Consider the following 14,804-nt stretch of genomic DNA (forward strand, 5'->3'; position numbering starts at 1 on the left):
AGCGGACGTAAAGCACATCAAATAACCACCTGTCCCGTGTTCCGCTGCAACGCTTCGCAGCTCCAGCGCCCAAAAGCATTCACGCCGCTCAGGGTTTCCGCTGCACCCGGGGCTATTTTAAATACCGTCCGGAATTTCAAAATACCAGCTCAAAAACTTCACTTTGAAAAACCCCGGATTATTCCGATATTGCTCCTGCTCAATACACTAATGAGTCTTACTAATGCTTTCCGCATGAAAAAAATGTTTCGCATTCTCAGTCTGGTGCTTGCCTCTTCGGTAAGTGCTTTTGCACAGCAAGCTGCTGTTGCCGTGGTTAGTCATACCAACGGACAAACGGTGCTTCGTATGCAAAGCGGTGCAGTAACCTTTACACAGGTAACCACGCCCCGCGGCAATGCCGTGCTTCCGCATGTGGCTGGTGGCACGCCCCTGCTCAAAACCGGCGCGCCCGAACTCGACAAACTTACCACCTCGGTAATCATTCCTGATCAGGGGCAGACCGAAATCGAAATCATCAGCAGCACCACACAGGAGTATCAGAATATTGATGTAGCGCCTTCAAAAGGTAATTTCGACCGCACCATCAATCCGGCATCCGTACCTTATACGTATGGCGAGGCTTACTCGCGCAACGAATATTATCCGGCTGCTCCTGCCGAACTCCGTGCGCCTTACATCGCGCGCGATTTCCGCGGACAAACCGTAGTCTTTCATCCCTTCCGCTACAATCCGGTAACCCGCACCCTGCTGGTTTATACTGAAATGGTGGTGAAAGTAAAAACCACCGCCGGCAAAGGACAAAACGAACTCAGCCGCTCAGGTTTCTCGCTTTCACCCGAATTCCGCGCCATTTACGGCCGTCAGTTCCTCAACTACCCGCAGGTAACCTCCACCTTCTACACACCCGTAGGCGAAACCGGCGAAATGCTGCTCATCGCTCCTGCATCCTACATGCCTACACTGCAACCGTTTATCGACTGGAAAATGCAGCGCGGCATTCAGGTAACTGCGGTTGATGTGGCCACAATTGGCAACAACGCTACGGCCATCAAAAACTACATTGCCAATTTCTACAACACGCATACCCTTGCCTTTGTACTGCTCGCCGGCGATGCGGCGCAGGTTACACCCTCACAAACTGCGGCAGGCCCGTCAGACAACGACTACGTATATATTCTCGGCAGCGACCATTATCCCGATTGCTTTATCGGTCGTTTCTCTGCCGAAAATACCACGCAGCTTGCCACTATGGTAAACCGCACCATCAGCTACGAGCGCAATCCGGTTGTGGATCCGCGCTATGCGCACTGCCTCGGCATTGCATCCGATCAGGGCCCCGGCGACGATAATGAAATGGACTACGAGCACGAACGCAACATAGGCAACCGCCTGCTCACCTTCAGCTACACCACTTTCCACGAAGTATATGATGGTTCGCAGGGCGGTGGCGATGCGCCGGGCAATCCCTCCGCAGCCGATGTTACTCCTGTAGTTAATGCAGGTGTGGGTATCATCAACTACACCGGCCACGGCTCTTCATCTTCATTCTCTACCACCGGCTTTTCAAGCAATAATGTCGATCAGCTCACCAATACAAATGTGTGGCCGTTCATCTTCTCTGTAGCCTGTGTGAATGGCGACTTTGTAAACAACACCTGCTTTGCCGAGCACTGGATCCGCGCCAAACACCCGGTTACCGATGCTCCCACCGGTGCAGTAGCCGTTATCATGTCAACCATCAACCAAAGCTGGAATCCGCCCATGGAAGGGCAGGACGAGATGAATGACATTATGATCGAAACCTATGCATCAAACATTAAACGCAGCTTTGGCGGCATTACCATGAACGGCTGCATGAAAATGAACGATACCTACGGCGGCGGTGGCGAAGACATGACCGACACCTGGACCATTTTCGGCGATCCTTCGGTAATGGTGCGCACAAAAGACGCATCGTCAATGACCGTAACCCACGCCCCGAGCATGATTCTCGGCGCCACCTCATTTACCGCATCCTGCAACGTAAACGATGCCATTGTTACGCTCTGGCAGGCCGGACAAATTCTCGGCAGCGGTGTGGTAAGCGGTGGTAACGTTACCGTAAATTTTGCATCGCCCGTATCATCAACCGCACAGGTAACACTTACCGCTGTAGCATTCAACTACACACCTTATCAGGGCCCGGTAAACGTAATTCCGCCTGCCGGCCCGTATGTGCAGAATACACTTGTAACGGTAAACGATCCCACAGGCAACAACAACAACCTGGCCGATTACAGTGAAACCGTTACGCTTGATGTAACGCTGCAAAACATCGGCGTGGCATCGGCGGGCAACGTTACTGCAGTGCTCAGCACAACAGATGCCAACGTAACCATTACCGACAACACCGAGAACTACGGCAACATGAATGCCAGCGCCACTCAGTTGCAGGCCAATGCCTACGGACTTACCATTGCTAACAACGTGGCCGATCAGCACATTGTGCCCTTTACACTCACCATTACCGATGCGGCGGCCAACACGTGGACATCCAGCTTCAACCTTGTGCTTCAGGCTCCGGTGCTCACTACCGGCTCGCTCAGCATCAACGATCCGCTGGGCAACAGCAACAATGCAATGGATGCCGGCGAAACATTCAACGTACTTATTCCTACCGGCAACACCGGCCATAGCAATTCAGTAAATGCAGTGGGCGTACTCAGCAGCACAAGTCCGTTCATTACCATCAACAACAATAACCTGCCGCTGGGTGTAATTAACGTAAACGGTACTATCAATGCCGTGTTCAGCGTTACCCTTTCATCTTCCGCGTCAATAGGCGCTGCTGTAGATCTCAGCTACACGGTTACCGCAGGCAGCTACTCGGCCACTGCAAACTACCAGGAATTTGTGGGCATTGCTACCGAAACATTTGAAAGCAATTCTTACACCCAGTTCCCCTGGACACTTGCCGGCAACCTGCCGTGGTTTACCACTACCGACAATGCACTCGATGGCATTTATTGCTCTAAATCCGGTGCAATCGGTAATTCACAAACTTCGGAAATGGCCATTACCGCCAACGTACTTGCCAACGACAGCATTGCATTCTGGTACGCTGTTTCGTCTGAGGATTCCTACGACTTCCTGAAGTTTTACATTGACAACCAGATGGTAGGCAGCTGGAGCGGCGCAGTGAACTGGTCGTATATTGCCTTCCCGGTTACCGCCGGCACACACACTTTCCGCTGGGTGTATGAAAAAGATTATGTGTACGACGACGGACAGGATTGTGCCTGGGTTGATAACGTAACCTTCCCGCCGGCACAGCTCAACGTAGGTATAAACGAACTGCCCGGCACCAATGTACTGAGCATGTATCCCAACCCTGCCGCTGAAAATGTAACCTTTAGCTGGAACGCCGCACAAAACGGCATGGTTGAAATGACCGTGTTTGATGCTGCCGGACGTGCAGTAGCCGCACCGCTCAGCCGCAGCGTATTTACCGCCGGCGAACAGCGCTTTGTATGGTCAACCGAAAACCTGAACAGCGGTGTGTACTTTGTTCGCTTTACGGTTGATGGAAAAACTACAGTTTCAAAACTGGTGAAACAATAATTAACCTTCCTTGAAAACGCCAACGGCTGCCTGATCGTCAGGCAGCCGTTGGCGTTTTAGCATAAGTATGAATCACTGCTTGTCTGAAACCGGAAACCACTCACGTTCACTCCGGTAAACGGTGCCTTTGAAAAGGGCAACCGTATTTCCGGCAGCATTGCGCACAGTTATGTGGTAAATGGCAATTTTATTGGTCAGACTCATTTCCTCGGCTGTGGCGGTAATTACATCGCCGGCTTTGAGCTTTTCGGTATGCGAGATGGAAGTTTCTACAGATACCGACATACGCCCGTGTGCATTTACCGCAAAAGCAAGCGCACTATCTGCCAGCGAGTAAGTGATGCCGCCGTGTGCAATGCCAAAACCATTGGTCATTTCGGGGCGCACAGTCATGCGCAGCACACAATTACCCGGCGCCACTTTTACACGTTCAATGCCAAGCCACTGGCTGAATGCATCGCCGTTGTACATTTTATCCACTACGCTGCGGGCAAGTTCGGGCTGTTCCATGGCTTAAAGATAAAAATCCCGCAGCTTTCGCCACGGGATTTTTGTGTGTAAAAGCAATGCCCGGTAATCCTGATTTATGCTTCACACACGGTTTCTTTGCGCATAAAAACTACCGATGCTGTCACGAACGAAGTGCTTGCAGCGTATGCAGCTGCGTCTGCTTTCCGCAGCTTAAAACTGTTGCAACACGAAGGCATGAGTGACCCTTCAGCAATAAACTTCCCCCCACGTAACGTAAACTTTTTGCTGCCCACGGTGAGTGTTTCACCCTCACGCATTTTGGCAAGATCCTCAAGATCTTTCTCCATCAGATGCACCGAGCCGCCTGTGGCGCGCGCAATATTCAAATACGCCGGATTGATAAAATACTGTGCCCCGCAAAGAATAATTCGCACCGGCCTGTTCAGTTTCATAAGCAGCGATGTATCGCGCGGTGTGGCCCAGTTATCGGCTATCATTACCAACTCGCCGCCTTGTGCTTTGTCTGATGAGTTTTGCGTATAAATCAGCGCCTCCAGATTATTTTCAGGCCCGTCGCCCCCACAACCGGCATTCATGGTTTTGCGCATGGTTTCATATACTTCTGCAAACCGCCCGGTAGTGGTTTCATAAATTCCACCGGTCTCTCCGATCTTCTTCATATTATCCATCTTCAGATCACCGTCATTGAAAAACACAAAACGTTTCACCTTTTTGTCGTCCGTGTTCATTTTGTACCACGCCATAAGCTGTGAAGTGTAGGGCGACATGCTTCCGGTAGCATCGCACACCACTTCCATCTGCGTCCATTTTTTATTGCGGCGGAAAATACGCTGCACCAGTGTATCAGTGCCAAAAATGGCAAGCGCCGTGAGCGATTTTACCATCGGGCGGAGTACTTCTACTGCCCGTGGTTTGGAACCGGTGTAAAAATCAAACAGCATTTCGGTCCGGGGCGAATCGGAAGGCATGGCTCCGAGAAAGTAACGATCAAGCGCAGTAAGTTCCATCGCTACCGATTCTTTGGATACCGGCATGATCCACTGAATCACAAAGCCGTGAAAAAAATTATTCAGCTCACCCGCTTTTCCTGTACCTTTTTGCGACACCAGCTTCCACGTTACGGTAGGCATCAGCGCCTCGGGCAAAATTTTATTCAACTGATGCAGCCGCTGCCAGTTTAAATGCCGCTGATCAAAAAGCGAATCGCCGGGCGACTCGGTATATACAAGTTCAATTTTTTCGATACGCCCGGCTTTAATACTGTCGATGAGCTTTGTCTTTTTCAGCGTTTCGGTGCTGAAACGCGAATAAATAATACTCGTTTTCCGGCCGCCCGGCGCCTCTGTGGCCTTGTATTTAGCCACCGATGCGGGTTTCTGATTCAGTATGCGGTCGGTTTGTTTGCTGATTTGTGCAGATACCGGCGCGCAAAAGCACATCAGGCCGGCGAATAAGGAAAATAAAACAGGTTTCATGATCGTGTATTTATCCTCTTAATACCGGAAGAGGGTAAAAGGTAACCACTGCCTGAAAATATTTTTTGGGGGAGTATGAAAGATGAAAAATATAGCGATAAAAAAAGGGGGGGGCTAAATCAGTTTATCATCAACTCATCCGTCACCATTATAAAACGTTCATCGCGCAGAATAAATCGCTGCCGACCGATCTGCACATACTCTCCGTCCTTCATCGTTCCAAGATTATTGATATCCTGATTTACGGTGTGTAGCGAACCACCAGTTTGCCGCGCCAGAAAGAGGTAATCAATATTTACTCCGGTGCGCGATCCGCAAAGGATAATGTGTACAGGGCGGTTCAGCTTTTCGAAAAGTTCGAGATCGCGCGGACTGGCCCAGTTGTCGGCAATGAGTACAATTTCGGTGGTGGCGGGAAATTGTTTGAGTGCGGCCAGCAGGGCTTCAATGTAGTTTTCGGGAATGTCGCCGCCATCGCCGGCGTGCATGCACTCGGCTGCTTTGCGGCATACAGTATCAAAATCGCCGCTCATTACCGGATACAGGCCGCCGGTTTTGCCGTTTGTTTTCTGGCCGGTGCGTTTATTATCGCCATCGTTAAAAAAGAGGTAATGTTTGCAGCGGCCCGATGCCTGCGTTTGCTCAATCCACGCAAAGAGCTGGGCCGTATAGGGCGACATGCTTCCCGTTACATCACACACAATGGCAATGTTGCTCCAGTTGTTTCGCCGCAGCGTACTCATAATTACCGAGTCTGGATTGTGTTTGCTGTAGCCGCTGAGTAAGCGCGAGCGTGGCCCGGCCGCAAACAGCGAATCTTCCGAAAGCGTAATGGAAAGGCGGCGGCGATGATCCATTACACGCTCGGTATAGGCAATGGTGGTGTGTGCACTGTCGGTCCAGCGCGCTTCTACCACAGTGCCGTCGCTGTGCGATGCGCGCAGGTAAAAACGCAGGCTGTCGTCGGGAATGCTGCGGCGTATGCGCACAGGCACACCGCCCATTGTTACAATGCCCGTAGTGCCTTTAAGTATTCCGCCGCCGGACGTAGTGCCACTGCTGCCGGTTGTGCCGCCTGTTACCACACTCCCGCCGTCTCCGGGCGGTTTTCCAAGCAGCGAATCGAGAAAACGCAGCTCTTTGCGCGTAAGTTCGGGCGAGGCTGTTTCGCGCACCACCACCACAAAGCCGTGAAAAAATGTGCGTCCGCTTGCAGGCGACGTTGCGCCGGTTTGCCCCACCAGCCGCCATTCGGTAAGCGCATTGGCAAATATCGCCGGCACCTGTCGCTGCAATTCATCCAGGCGGCGGTTGTTTAATGTTTGCTGGTCAAACCGCGGCGACACCGCAAACTGCGTGTACACCAGATCCACGCGCTCCACCTGTTTACCCCGCAACGATGCCGCCTGCCGTGCATCCACAAAAGCCGACGAAGCAAACGGCATTTCAAGCCACAACACCTGCCGCCCGGCCAGCACGGCTTCAGGCGAATACTTCACCGGCTGCAAGCCGGTGCGCGCAAGCTGCGCAGCCACAGCCGCCCGGTTTTGCGCAGGAAGAACTGCACTAAGCATACAGAAAAAACATACAACGGCAAGGCGCATCTGTCCTAATAATTCCGAACGATCCGAAAAGATACACCACATACACTGAAAACGTTTACCCCTCGGTTTTCGCATCGCCACCTCAAATAACTTTCAAAATCAGTTTACGCTCAAACTGCCGGTTGGTTTCAGAATACACTTTCACTTCCACGCTGCCCGAAGCACGCTGAATAATATTTTCAGGTATCACAATCACCGTTTCACTTCCGGCACCAAGATCAAGCTGCTGCAAAGATTCTGTAACTACTTTCGACGTGTTGCGGTCTGTAAACTGCAGCGTGTAAGCATAACTATCAGCCTCTGAACCTTCGTTGGTTACAGCAAAAGCAGTAATACCATTATTACCGGTCATTTGCCGCACAGTAAAAAAACACGGATAAAGCGATGAGGCATAATGCACGCGTGTGTGCTGAAACTCCTCAAACAGTTTACTGCGCGGATTCCAGTTTTCGCAGTAGGCCTGCCACACAATGGCTTTATCGGGCGTTACCTCCAGCACACTCGCCAGCGATCCGCCGCCGATAAGAATATTTCCGTTGCGCAGCATTTCTGCATTGCCATACTTTGTGGCGTTGCGGGTATAACCTGCATCGCGCCGCAAGTCAAATTCCCAGAGCGTAATCAGCTCGTTACTACCCGGCTTCATTTGCATGAGTTGTACCGATGAATTCCCTTTGTTACGCAGCGAATCGCCATTGTTGTTGAACAAAAGCAGCGAATCGCCGTTCAACACATTTACATCATGCTGGTTCGAAAAATTACCCGTGTAGCGGGCCAGCACTTTTCCTGTCATCCGCTCAATCTTAAGCACAATGCCAAGCATTCTGAAACCGGCATACACAAACTGCCCCGTGGCATCTGTACTAATACTGCTCAGAAAGGCTTTCGAATAGGGCGTACCTCCCTTTCCCGGATTCACAAGTATTTCTTGTTCTTTGAAATAGTTGCGGGATGACCACATCCAGGTTTGCTTCCCCATCCAGTTGTATTCGGTAATGTAAGGGTAGTTTAACACAACTGTATCGCCGCCGTTTACCACTGTTTTCACCGCTTCATTGCCCAGCGTAAGGTAATTGCCGGCAGCAGTGCGTATCAGGTTGCCATGATAATAATCGGTTCCTGAATTTTTGCGGATTGCCTTATTGTTGGGCCCGGTCCACAAAATTTTTCCGTCCACATCAACTTCAAACACACTTTGCGCCGCAATAAATGTAAACGTTCCCTGCGGCGTAATCCGCAAATCGCGCACAATATCCCCCCGCCCTATTTTCTCATCTACTGCAGGAACCACCCATACTATTTGTCCGTTCCGGTCATAAACCGCCCGTGCAAAATCAATGGCAACAAGACCGCTATCAGAGGTCGTATTTTTTGTTACACGTAAAATATTCCGTTGCGAATCGTTCCAGTTTTCAACTGCAGTGGTAAACTCGAGATATTGTGATTTTGAAATGGATTTACCTTCCTTGTTCAATGCAATTACCATCCAGCGGTAACTTGTACCCAGCTTCAGGTTTTTAATCAACGTAGCCGTTGAATAATCATTTTGCTCTGCAACAGTTATATACAGGGGCTCCTGTTTCCCGCGTAAAACAATTTCTTCCACCACTACCCGGTATTCCACTGCATTTTCCACCGCCGGATATTCAAACATAACCTGCGTATGGTTGAGCGATGCGCCCGGCTCAGGCATGTAGGCCGAAACGGGTGTTACGGAAGGACGTGTAAGCACCCCGGAAAGTGTTTGCCGTGGCTGCGCTGCTAGACTAAGCGCATGGAGTAATAGTATGCTGAATAAATAACGCATCAGAAACAAGGGCCAGGTGAATTGTAGTGTGTGAAGTTACGCAAACTTCAAAAATCCGGCCACTTCCGGTGCGGCATTGCTGCCAATAAAAACAGCCCGGCAACAAATTTCGCAGCGTTGCACCGGGCTGTTTCACAAAAGCGGGATGTGCTTTATCGGGTTACCACTATTCGTGCAGTGGCTTTCAGTCCGGAATCGTCCTGTACGTGCATCATATATACGCCGGGCATTTGCGTAAAGGCCGACACGGATACAACGCCTGTAAAACGCTCGTCGCGCAGAGTGTAGAGCAGTTTACCGGCTACATCGGTCACATCAATTTTCACGGCATGGTTGCGCAGGCTGCTTATCACCACATTGTCCTGCATCTGCACCGGGTTGGGATACACATTTATTTCTGGTGCAACTTCGTTATGCAATCCCACGCTGGCGGTTAGTGCATAACGGTAAATGGCACCACTGTCGCCTACAGCAAATGCAAGTGTGCTGTCAACCACAAACACGCCGCGTACAATCTGGTCCACAGCATCATAGCTGCCTGCAGACCAGCCGCCGGTGGCCGCACGGGTTTGCAAAAATCCGGCGCCGGTGGTCATGCTGTAACCGCCGGCCACCGCAAAACCGTTGGGCAGCGCCTCAAAATCAAGAAAGCCTGGATAGTAAAATGTCCATGCAAAATTCTGATCCGGCGCAAAGGTTTGTCCGCCGTCGGTTGATAGCCATACGTTGGCAAAATTCGAAGCATCATTCACCGCAATAAACGAATTGTTGCCAATGTAATCCACCGCCGTAAAATTGGCGGTATCGTTTATGCTCAGTGTATCAAACGTGCTGAAACCATCGGTTGACGAAAACATTTTTCCATAATCGCCAACAGCTACATAACGACCTGAAGCCGGACTGTAAGCCACACCGGTTATACCTATATTTTCAAACTGCGCGGTCACACCAAAATAAAGCAGTTGCGCATTGCCCCAGCCGCTTCCATTCCAGCGCGACACAAATGCACCATTGAAGCAGCCGTTGCCAAACAAGTAACCTTCATTGGCATTCACAAAAAATATTCCGTCAGGAAAACAAAGCGACGGTGCACCGGGAAAATCCATCCAGCTGTTGCCACCATTGGAGGTTTGCTTCACATCGCCGCCGTGATATTCGGGCACTATCATTCCCGTATTTCCCCACATCCATATATCATTCAGATTTCCCGGGAAAAGTGAACTCACATTGTTCAGTTGCACCCAGGTATTTCCACCATCTGTAGTACGCAGCAACACACTGTCTTCTCCTACCACATAACCAGTATCAGATGAGGTGAAAAATACTTCACGCAAATTTTTAGTGGTACCCGAACTAAGCGGCTGCCAGCTGCTTTGTGCGTTTGCGGCTATTCCACCAAGCAGCACACACATCAGAATAAGAAATTGAAGAGGTCTCATGTTTCATTTTTTTACGGAGTAAAACAAAAATAAGTGTGTCAAAAAATTAATATGAACAAAGCTAAAATCTGTTTAGGCCAGACAGGTAGGTCAAAAAAAGGCTCTCGTTGGACAAATTACTGATTATCCGTCCGGAAAAAGAACATCCGGCATTTTGGTTTACAAAATAAACTACTTTATATTTGCCTCAAACAAAGTCAAAATGACCGATCAGCCCATCACCGAACAGGAAAGCGTTCAGCTCATCCGCACCATGTTGCAGCGCACGCAGCACCAGCTGCGCGATAATGGTTTTTTCTATCTGCTCTGGGGCTGGCTGGTATTTGCAGCGGCGGCCATTAACTACACGTTGTGGCTTGCACTGGGGCCGGTGCAGCTTGCATTTTTACCTTGGGCTGTACTCATGCCGCTTGGCGGCGTGATCACAAGTATTGTAAGTGCGCGCTACAAAAAACAACACACGGGCGTAACTACCTACACGCAGGATTTGCTCAACCGGCTTGTACTGGCCTATCTCATCAGCTTATTCCTCATGCTTTTCTTCGGCATCTGGCTTGTAGGCTGGGAAAAAACGTATCCGTTCATCATTATTATTTACGGCATCTGGCTGTTTGTATCGGGCAGTGCCCTGCAGTTTAAATGGCTGGTGGCCGGTGGCATTTTCAGCTGGTGCATGGCTGTGGTGGCTTTCTTTGTGCCCTCGCCGCATCAGTTACTGGTGCTTGCCGTGGCCGTGCTGGGCGGATTCATTGTGCCGGGGCATTTGCTGCGCAGTCATTTCAGAAACACAGCCCATGAAACCGTTTAAGGAACTCGATCCTTTGCTGCATTCGCAACTCAGGCTTGCCGTGGTATCAGTGCTGGCCGGAGTGAAAGAGGCCGAGTTCAATTACCTCAAGGAAGTTACCGCCTCCACTGCGGGCAACCTCAGTGTGCAACTCACCAAACTCAAAGACGCTGGCTACATCACCGTCGAAAAATCGTTCCGCGACAATTATCCGCTCACCCAGTGCCGCCTTACGGCAAAAGGCCGCAAGGCGTTTACCGAATACGTGGACGCACTTCAGCAATACATCAACAGAAAATAAACCCATGAACACACAACCAACCGATCAGCGCGATCACGATCTCTGGAAACAGGCGAAAAAACGCGTAAGCTTTCGCCGCCATCTTGCCGCTTACGTAATCGTAAACAGCTTTCTCTGGTGCATGTGGTTCTTTACCGGTGCTGAAACAGACCATGGTTTTCCGTGGCCCGTATTCCCCATGCTCGGCTGGGGCATCGGTCTCGCGTTCGACTATTACGGCGCTTATCACAGCCCCGGCAATGATGCGGTATCACGCGAATATGAAAAGCTGAAAAATAAATCGCGCTGATATAAAAAAGCGTAATAGTGAGGAGCGAAACGGAGGGTGCAATAAATTACCTTTCGGCTCCAGCCTTCGCTATTCCCCGCAGCCATTGCGGGGAAAGCGCTCAGTCTGGGCTAGAAATTCATTCCTCCCGCCTTTCAAAGTTCCTTGCATTTGGCAGAAATAACGATCTTTCTGCAATGAATGAGCCTGACGTGCTTGTGGTAGGTGCCGGGTGCACCGGCGTAATGGCAGCGCGCACGCTGGCCGAAGCCGGCCTGCAGGTGCTGCTGCTCGACGGCGGTGTGCGCAACAATAATGCGCTGCCTCAGCCCGGGGCCGATTTCATTACACTCCGGCAAACCGATGCGCAGCAGCACCGCTACTTTCTGGGCGATGCATTTGAGAGTGTGCCGCAGGGGCAAATCGGCACCGGCGCACAGCTCACACCTGCGCGCCGCTACCTCATTGCGCATACCGAACGCTGGCTGCAGCTGCTTTCCGATACATTTGCCCCCATCGAAAGTCTGGCCGAAGGCGGACTGGGTGGTGGCTGGGGCCTTGGCTGCTGCGTGTTTTCCGATGCCGAGCTGCAGGCCGCCGGCTTACCCGCTGCAGTCATGCACGCCGCTGCGCAAACCGTGTGCAACCGCATCGGCATAAGCGCCACGGCCGACGATGCGCAGCCTTACACCTTTGCGCACCTCACCGGCACACAACCCTCTGTTCCGCCCGATGCACTGGCGCAAAAACTGCTCAGCCGCTACACCACACAGCGCAGCGCATTACACAAAAACGGCTTCGTACTTGGCCGCCCGGCGCTGGCGCTGCTCACGCAACACAAAGACCACCGCCGCGCCACACAGCTGCGCGACATGGAGTTTTACGACAACCTCGGCCACGCTGCCTGGCGTCCGCAGGTAGAGCTTGAACAGCTGCGCAAGTTACCCAACCTGCATATCGAAAGCGGCTGGCTCGTTACGCGCTTCACATCAACCGAAAATGGTGTTAGCGTAGAAGCCACACACATTCACAACGGCACAAAAAAAACAGTTCAGGCCAAACGGCTTGTGCTTTCGCCCGGTGTGCTCGGTACAGCGCGCATTGTACTGCGTTCGCTGCCCGGCGGACAATCGCAAAAACTTCCGCTGCTCTGCAATCCTTACACCTACATGCCCTGCCTTGTTCCGTCAATGCTGGGCAAGAACATGAATCAGCACAACATTTCCTACGCGCAGCTTTCGCTGTTTCATGATCCCGGTGGCACGCAGCGCAGCATTGCCATGGCTTCGCTTTATACGTACCGCTCGTTGCTGCTGTTCAGATTGCTGCACGAAACGCCGCTAAATTTCCGCGACGGGCGCATCCTTCAGCAATATCTGCTTCCGGCCTTACTCATTGCCGGCATTCATCACCCCGAAACGCCCGGCAGCGAACAATGGCTGCAACTTGCACCTTCGTCCGTTTCACCCACCGGCGATGTGCTTACGGCCAGCTACATACGTGGCGCAGAAAAAGACAATGAAGTGCGCAACCGCGAGCAGCTCTACATCAAAGCCCTTCGCCGTCTTGGTGCGTGGAAACTCAAAACCGTGCATCCCGGTCACGGCTCCAGCATCCACTATGCGGGGTGTTTGCCTTTCAGCCAGCACGAAAATGCCTTTACGCTGCATCCTTCAGGCCGCCTGCACGGCACCGCCAATGTGTTTGTGGCCGACGGCAGCGGCTTTACCTTTTTGCCTGCCAAAGGCCTCACACTTTCGCTCATGGCCAATGCGCACCGCGTGGCACAAAATGTAATCAGCTCATGAGTGCGCCGGTAATTGTCATTACAGGAGCCAATGGCTTTATTGGCAGCGCCGCCGCCGCTTACTTTGCCGCGCTTGGCTGGCAGGTGGTTACAGCAGGCCGCACACCGCACCGCAGCGGCTACGCACACCTTGCATTTAACCTCGAAAGCGAAAGACCGCTGCAAGCAGATTTGCCGCAAAACACGGATGTTGTTTTGCATGCTGCATACCTCACACTCACGCAAAACAACCGCGCATACGAACTCAACCGCGCAGGCACACAAGCCTTGCTCCATGCAGCAGCGCAGTGCGGGGCAACACAGTTTATCTTTCTCTCCAGCCTCTCGGCCAAAGCCGGTGCGGTTTCGGTGTACGGCCGACAGAAGTTTGCCTGCGAAAAAATGGTGCTTGCACAAAACGGCTGCGTGGTGCGTCCCGGCTTAGTGATTGGTAACGGTGGCTTGTTTGCACAAATGCACACACACCTTGCGGCGGGCAGGCGCATACCACTTTTCAACGGCGGGCAGCAGCCGCTGCAAACTGTTTACATCAATGATTTGCTGGAGGCGCTGCACATCATTATCACACAACAGCGCAAAGGTGCATACACCATTGCCACGCCGCAAAGCATTCCCTACCGGCAGTTTTTCGAAATTATGGCAAGGCACCTCGACAAGCCGGCACGTTTCCTTCATTTTCCGCTTGCTCCTGTAAAACTTATGCTCCGCATTGCACGCAAACTGGGCATTCGCCTCGCCGCCGGCGACGATAATCTGGCCGGTTTACAAAGCATGCAACACGTGGCCAGCGAAAGCGATTTGCATACGCTTGGTCTCACCCTCAAAACTGCCGAAGAAAGTATTGCCGCCCTTCAATCCTGATCAGGCAATGCGCAAACCGTTTTCTACTACCCTGTCAGGCCGCAGCAAAATCACATCACAGCCTTCGCCCAGCGCGCCCAGCACTAATACTTCCGACACAAACTTACCGATCTGTCGCGGCGGAAAATTCACTACCGCCACAATCTGCCTGCCCATCAGCATTTCGGGCGTGTAAGACACCGTAACCTGCGCCGATGATTTTTTTACGCCAAGTTCGCCAAAGTCAATATGCAGCTTGATGGCGGGCTTTCGGGCTTCCGGAAACGGCTCGGCTTTTATGATTGTGCCGGTGCGTATGTCGAGTTGTTCGAAATCGTGAATGGTTGGCATTGACTGGTTCCTTAAAAATGGGTAACAATG

General features: G+C 51.7%; 12 protein-coding genes. 6 read left to right on the top strand and 6 right to left on the bottom strand.

What is annotated here, in order from left to right; genetic code table 11:
- The first annotated feature begins 234 nt into the window (after positions 1 to 234).
- A complete protein-coding gene (locus IM638_06100) occupies positions 235 to 3,603 on the top strand; it encodes a T9SS type A sorting domain-containing protein (protein ID MCA6362590.1) in 3,369 nt (1,122 codons plus the stop codon).
- A gap of 72 nt (positions 3,604 to 3,675) precedes the next feature.
- Here the strand turns inward: IM638_06100 and IM638_06105 are convergent, their stop codons facing one another.
- The 5 genes from IM638_06105 to IM638_06125 form a co-directional block, all read right to left on the bottom strand.
- Complete coding sequence (locus IM638_06105; GenBank protein MCA6362591.1) at positions 3,676 to 4,113, bottom strand: hotdog fold thioesterase; 438 nt, start codon at positions 4,111 to 4,113, stop codon at positions 3,676 to 3,678.
- A gap of 74 nt (positions 4,114 to 4,187) precedes the next feature.
- Positions 4,188 to 5,570: a hypothetical protein gene (locus IM638_06110; GenBank protein MCA6362592.1), complete on the bottom strand. Its 1,383-nt coding sequence runs from the start codon at positions 5,568 to 5,570 to the stop codon at positions 4,188 to 4,190.
- A gap of 119 nt (positions 5,571 to 5,689) precedes the next feature.
- Positions 5,690 to 7,144 (bottom strand): hypothetical protein, encoded by a 1,455-nt coding sequence (locus tag IM638_06115; protein ID MCA6362593.1) that lies wholly within the window; start codon positions 7,142 to 7,144, stop codon positions 5,690 to 5,692.
- 112 nt (positions 7,145 to 7,256) lie between these two features.
- Positions 7,257 to 8,981 carry a hypothetical protein gene (locus IM638_06120; GenBank protein MCA6362594.1) on the bottom strand — a complete coding sequence of 575 codons (1,725 nt, stop codon included), beginning with the start codon at positions 8,979 to 8,981 and terminating at the stop codon, positions 7,257 to 7,259.
- Positions 8,982 to 9,133: 152 nt separating this feature from the next.
- Positions 9,134 to 10,420 carry a T9SS type A sorting domain-containing protein gene (locus IM638_06125; GenBank protein ID MCA6362595.1) on the bottom strand — a complete coding sequence of 429 codons (1,287 nt, stop codon included), beginning with the start codon at positions 10,418 to 10,420 and terminating at the stop codon, positions 9,134 to 9,136.
- A gap of 202 nt (positions 10,421 to 10,622) precedes the next feature.
- Between IM638_06125 and IM638_06130 the strand changes: the two genes are divergently transcribed.
- From IM638_06130 to IM638_06150, 5 genes are all read left to right on the top strand, one after another.
- A complete protein-coding gene (locus tag IM638_06130) occupies positions 10,623 to 11,228 on the top strand; it encodes a hypothetical protein (protein MCA6362596.1) in 606 nt (201 codons plus the stop codon).
- The gene (locus IM638_06135) at positions 11,215 to 11,508 is read left to right on the top strand and encodes a transcriptional regulator (GenBank protein ID MCA6362597.1); all 294 of its coding nucleotides are present in this window, start codon (positions 11,215 to 11,217) and stop codon (positions 11,506 to 11,508) included. The genes IM638_06130 and IM638_06135 overlap by 14 nt, the downstream gene beginning before the upstream one ends.
- Positions 11,509 to 11,512: 4 nt before the next feature.
- Entirely contained in the window at positions 11,513 to 11,797 is a 285-nt protein-coding gene (locus IM638_06140; GenBank protein MCA6362598.1) for a 2TM domain-containing protein, read from the top strand.
- Between the two features lie 176 nt (positions 11,798 to 11,973).
- Positions 11,974 to 13,584, top strand: a complete 1,611-nt coding sequence (locus tag IM638_06145) for a GMC family oxidoreductase (GenBank protein MCA6362599.1) — start codon at positions 11,974 to 11,976, stop codon at positions 13,582 to 13,584.
- Positions 13,581 to 14,444: an NAD(P)-dependent oxidoreductase gene (locus tag IM638_06150; GenBank protein MCA6362600.1), complete on the top strand. Its 864-nt coding sequence runs from the start codon at positions 13,581 to 13,583 to the stop codon at positions 14,442 to 14,444. Before IM638_06145 ends, IM638_06150 begins: the two co-directional genes overlap by 4 nt.
- On the opposite strand, the gene IM638_06155 is transcribed toward IM638_06150, so the two are convergent.
- On the bottom strand, positions 14,445 to 14,774 hold the full coding sequence (locus IM638_06155; protein MCA6362601.1) for a tRNA-binding protein: 330 nt from the start codon (positions 14,772 to 14,774) through the stop codon (positions 14,445 to 14,447).
- Positions 14,775 to 14,804: the final 30 nt, after the last annotated feature.

This window comes from Bacteroidota bacterium, from assembly GCA_020402865.1.
In the GTDB taxonomy this organism is placed as follows: Bacteria; Bacteroidota; Bacteroidia; order Palsa-965; family Palsa-965.

Coding starts and splice junctions, on each gene's coding strand:
- IM638_06120 (MCA6362594.1), bottom strand. CDS start 8,981: ATGCGTTATTTATTCAGCATACTATTACTCCATGCGCTTAGTCTAGCA.
- IM638_06110 (MCA6362592.1), bottom strand. CDS start 5,570: ATGAAACCTGTTTTATTTTCCTTATTCGCCGGCCTGATGTGCTTTTGC.
- IM638_06140 (MCA6362598.1), top strand. CDS start 11,513: ATGAACACACAACCAACCGATCAGCGCGATCACGATCTCTGGAAACAG.
- IM638_06155 (MCA6362601.1), bottom strand. CDS start 14,774: ATGCCAACCATTCACGATTTCGAACAACTCGACATACGCACCGGCACA.
- IM638_06145 (MCA6362599.1), top strand. CDS start 11,974: ATGAATGAGCCTGACGTGCTTGTGGTAGGTGCCGGGTGCACCGGCGTA.
- IM638_06130 (MCA6362596.1), top strand. CDS start 10,623: ATGACCGATCAGCCCATCACCGAACAGGAAAGCGTTCAGCTCATCCGC.
- IM638_06115 (MCA6362593.1), bottom strand. CDS start 7,144: ATGCTTAGTGCAGTTCTTCCTGCGCAAAACCGGGCGGCTGTGGCTGCG.
- IM638_06105 (MCA6362591.1), bottom strand. CDS start 4,113: ATGGAACAGCCCGAACTTGCCCGCAGCGTAGTGGATAAAATGTACAAC.
- IM638_06125 (MCA6362595.1), bottom strand. CDS start 10,420: ATGAGACCTCTTCAATTTCTTATTCTGATGTGTGTGCTGCTTGGTGGA.
- IM638_06100 (MCA6362590.1), top strand. CDS start 235: ATGAAAAAAATGTTTCGCATTCTCAGTCTGGTGCTTGCCTCTTCGGTA.
- IM638_06135 (MCA6362597.1), top strand. CDS start 11,215: ATGAAACCGTTTAAGGAACTCGATCCTTTGCTGCATTCGCAACTCAGG.
- IM638_06150 (MCA6362600.1), top strand. CDS start 13,581: ATGAGTGCGCCGGTAATTGTCATTACAGGAGCCAATGGCTTTATTGGC.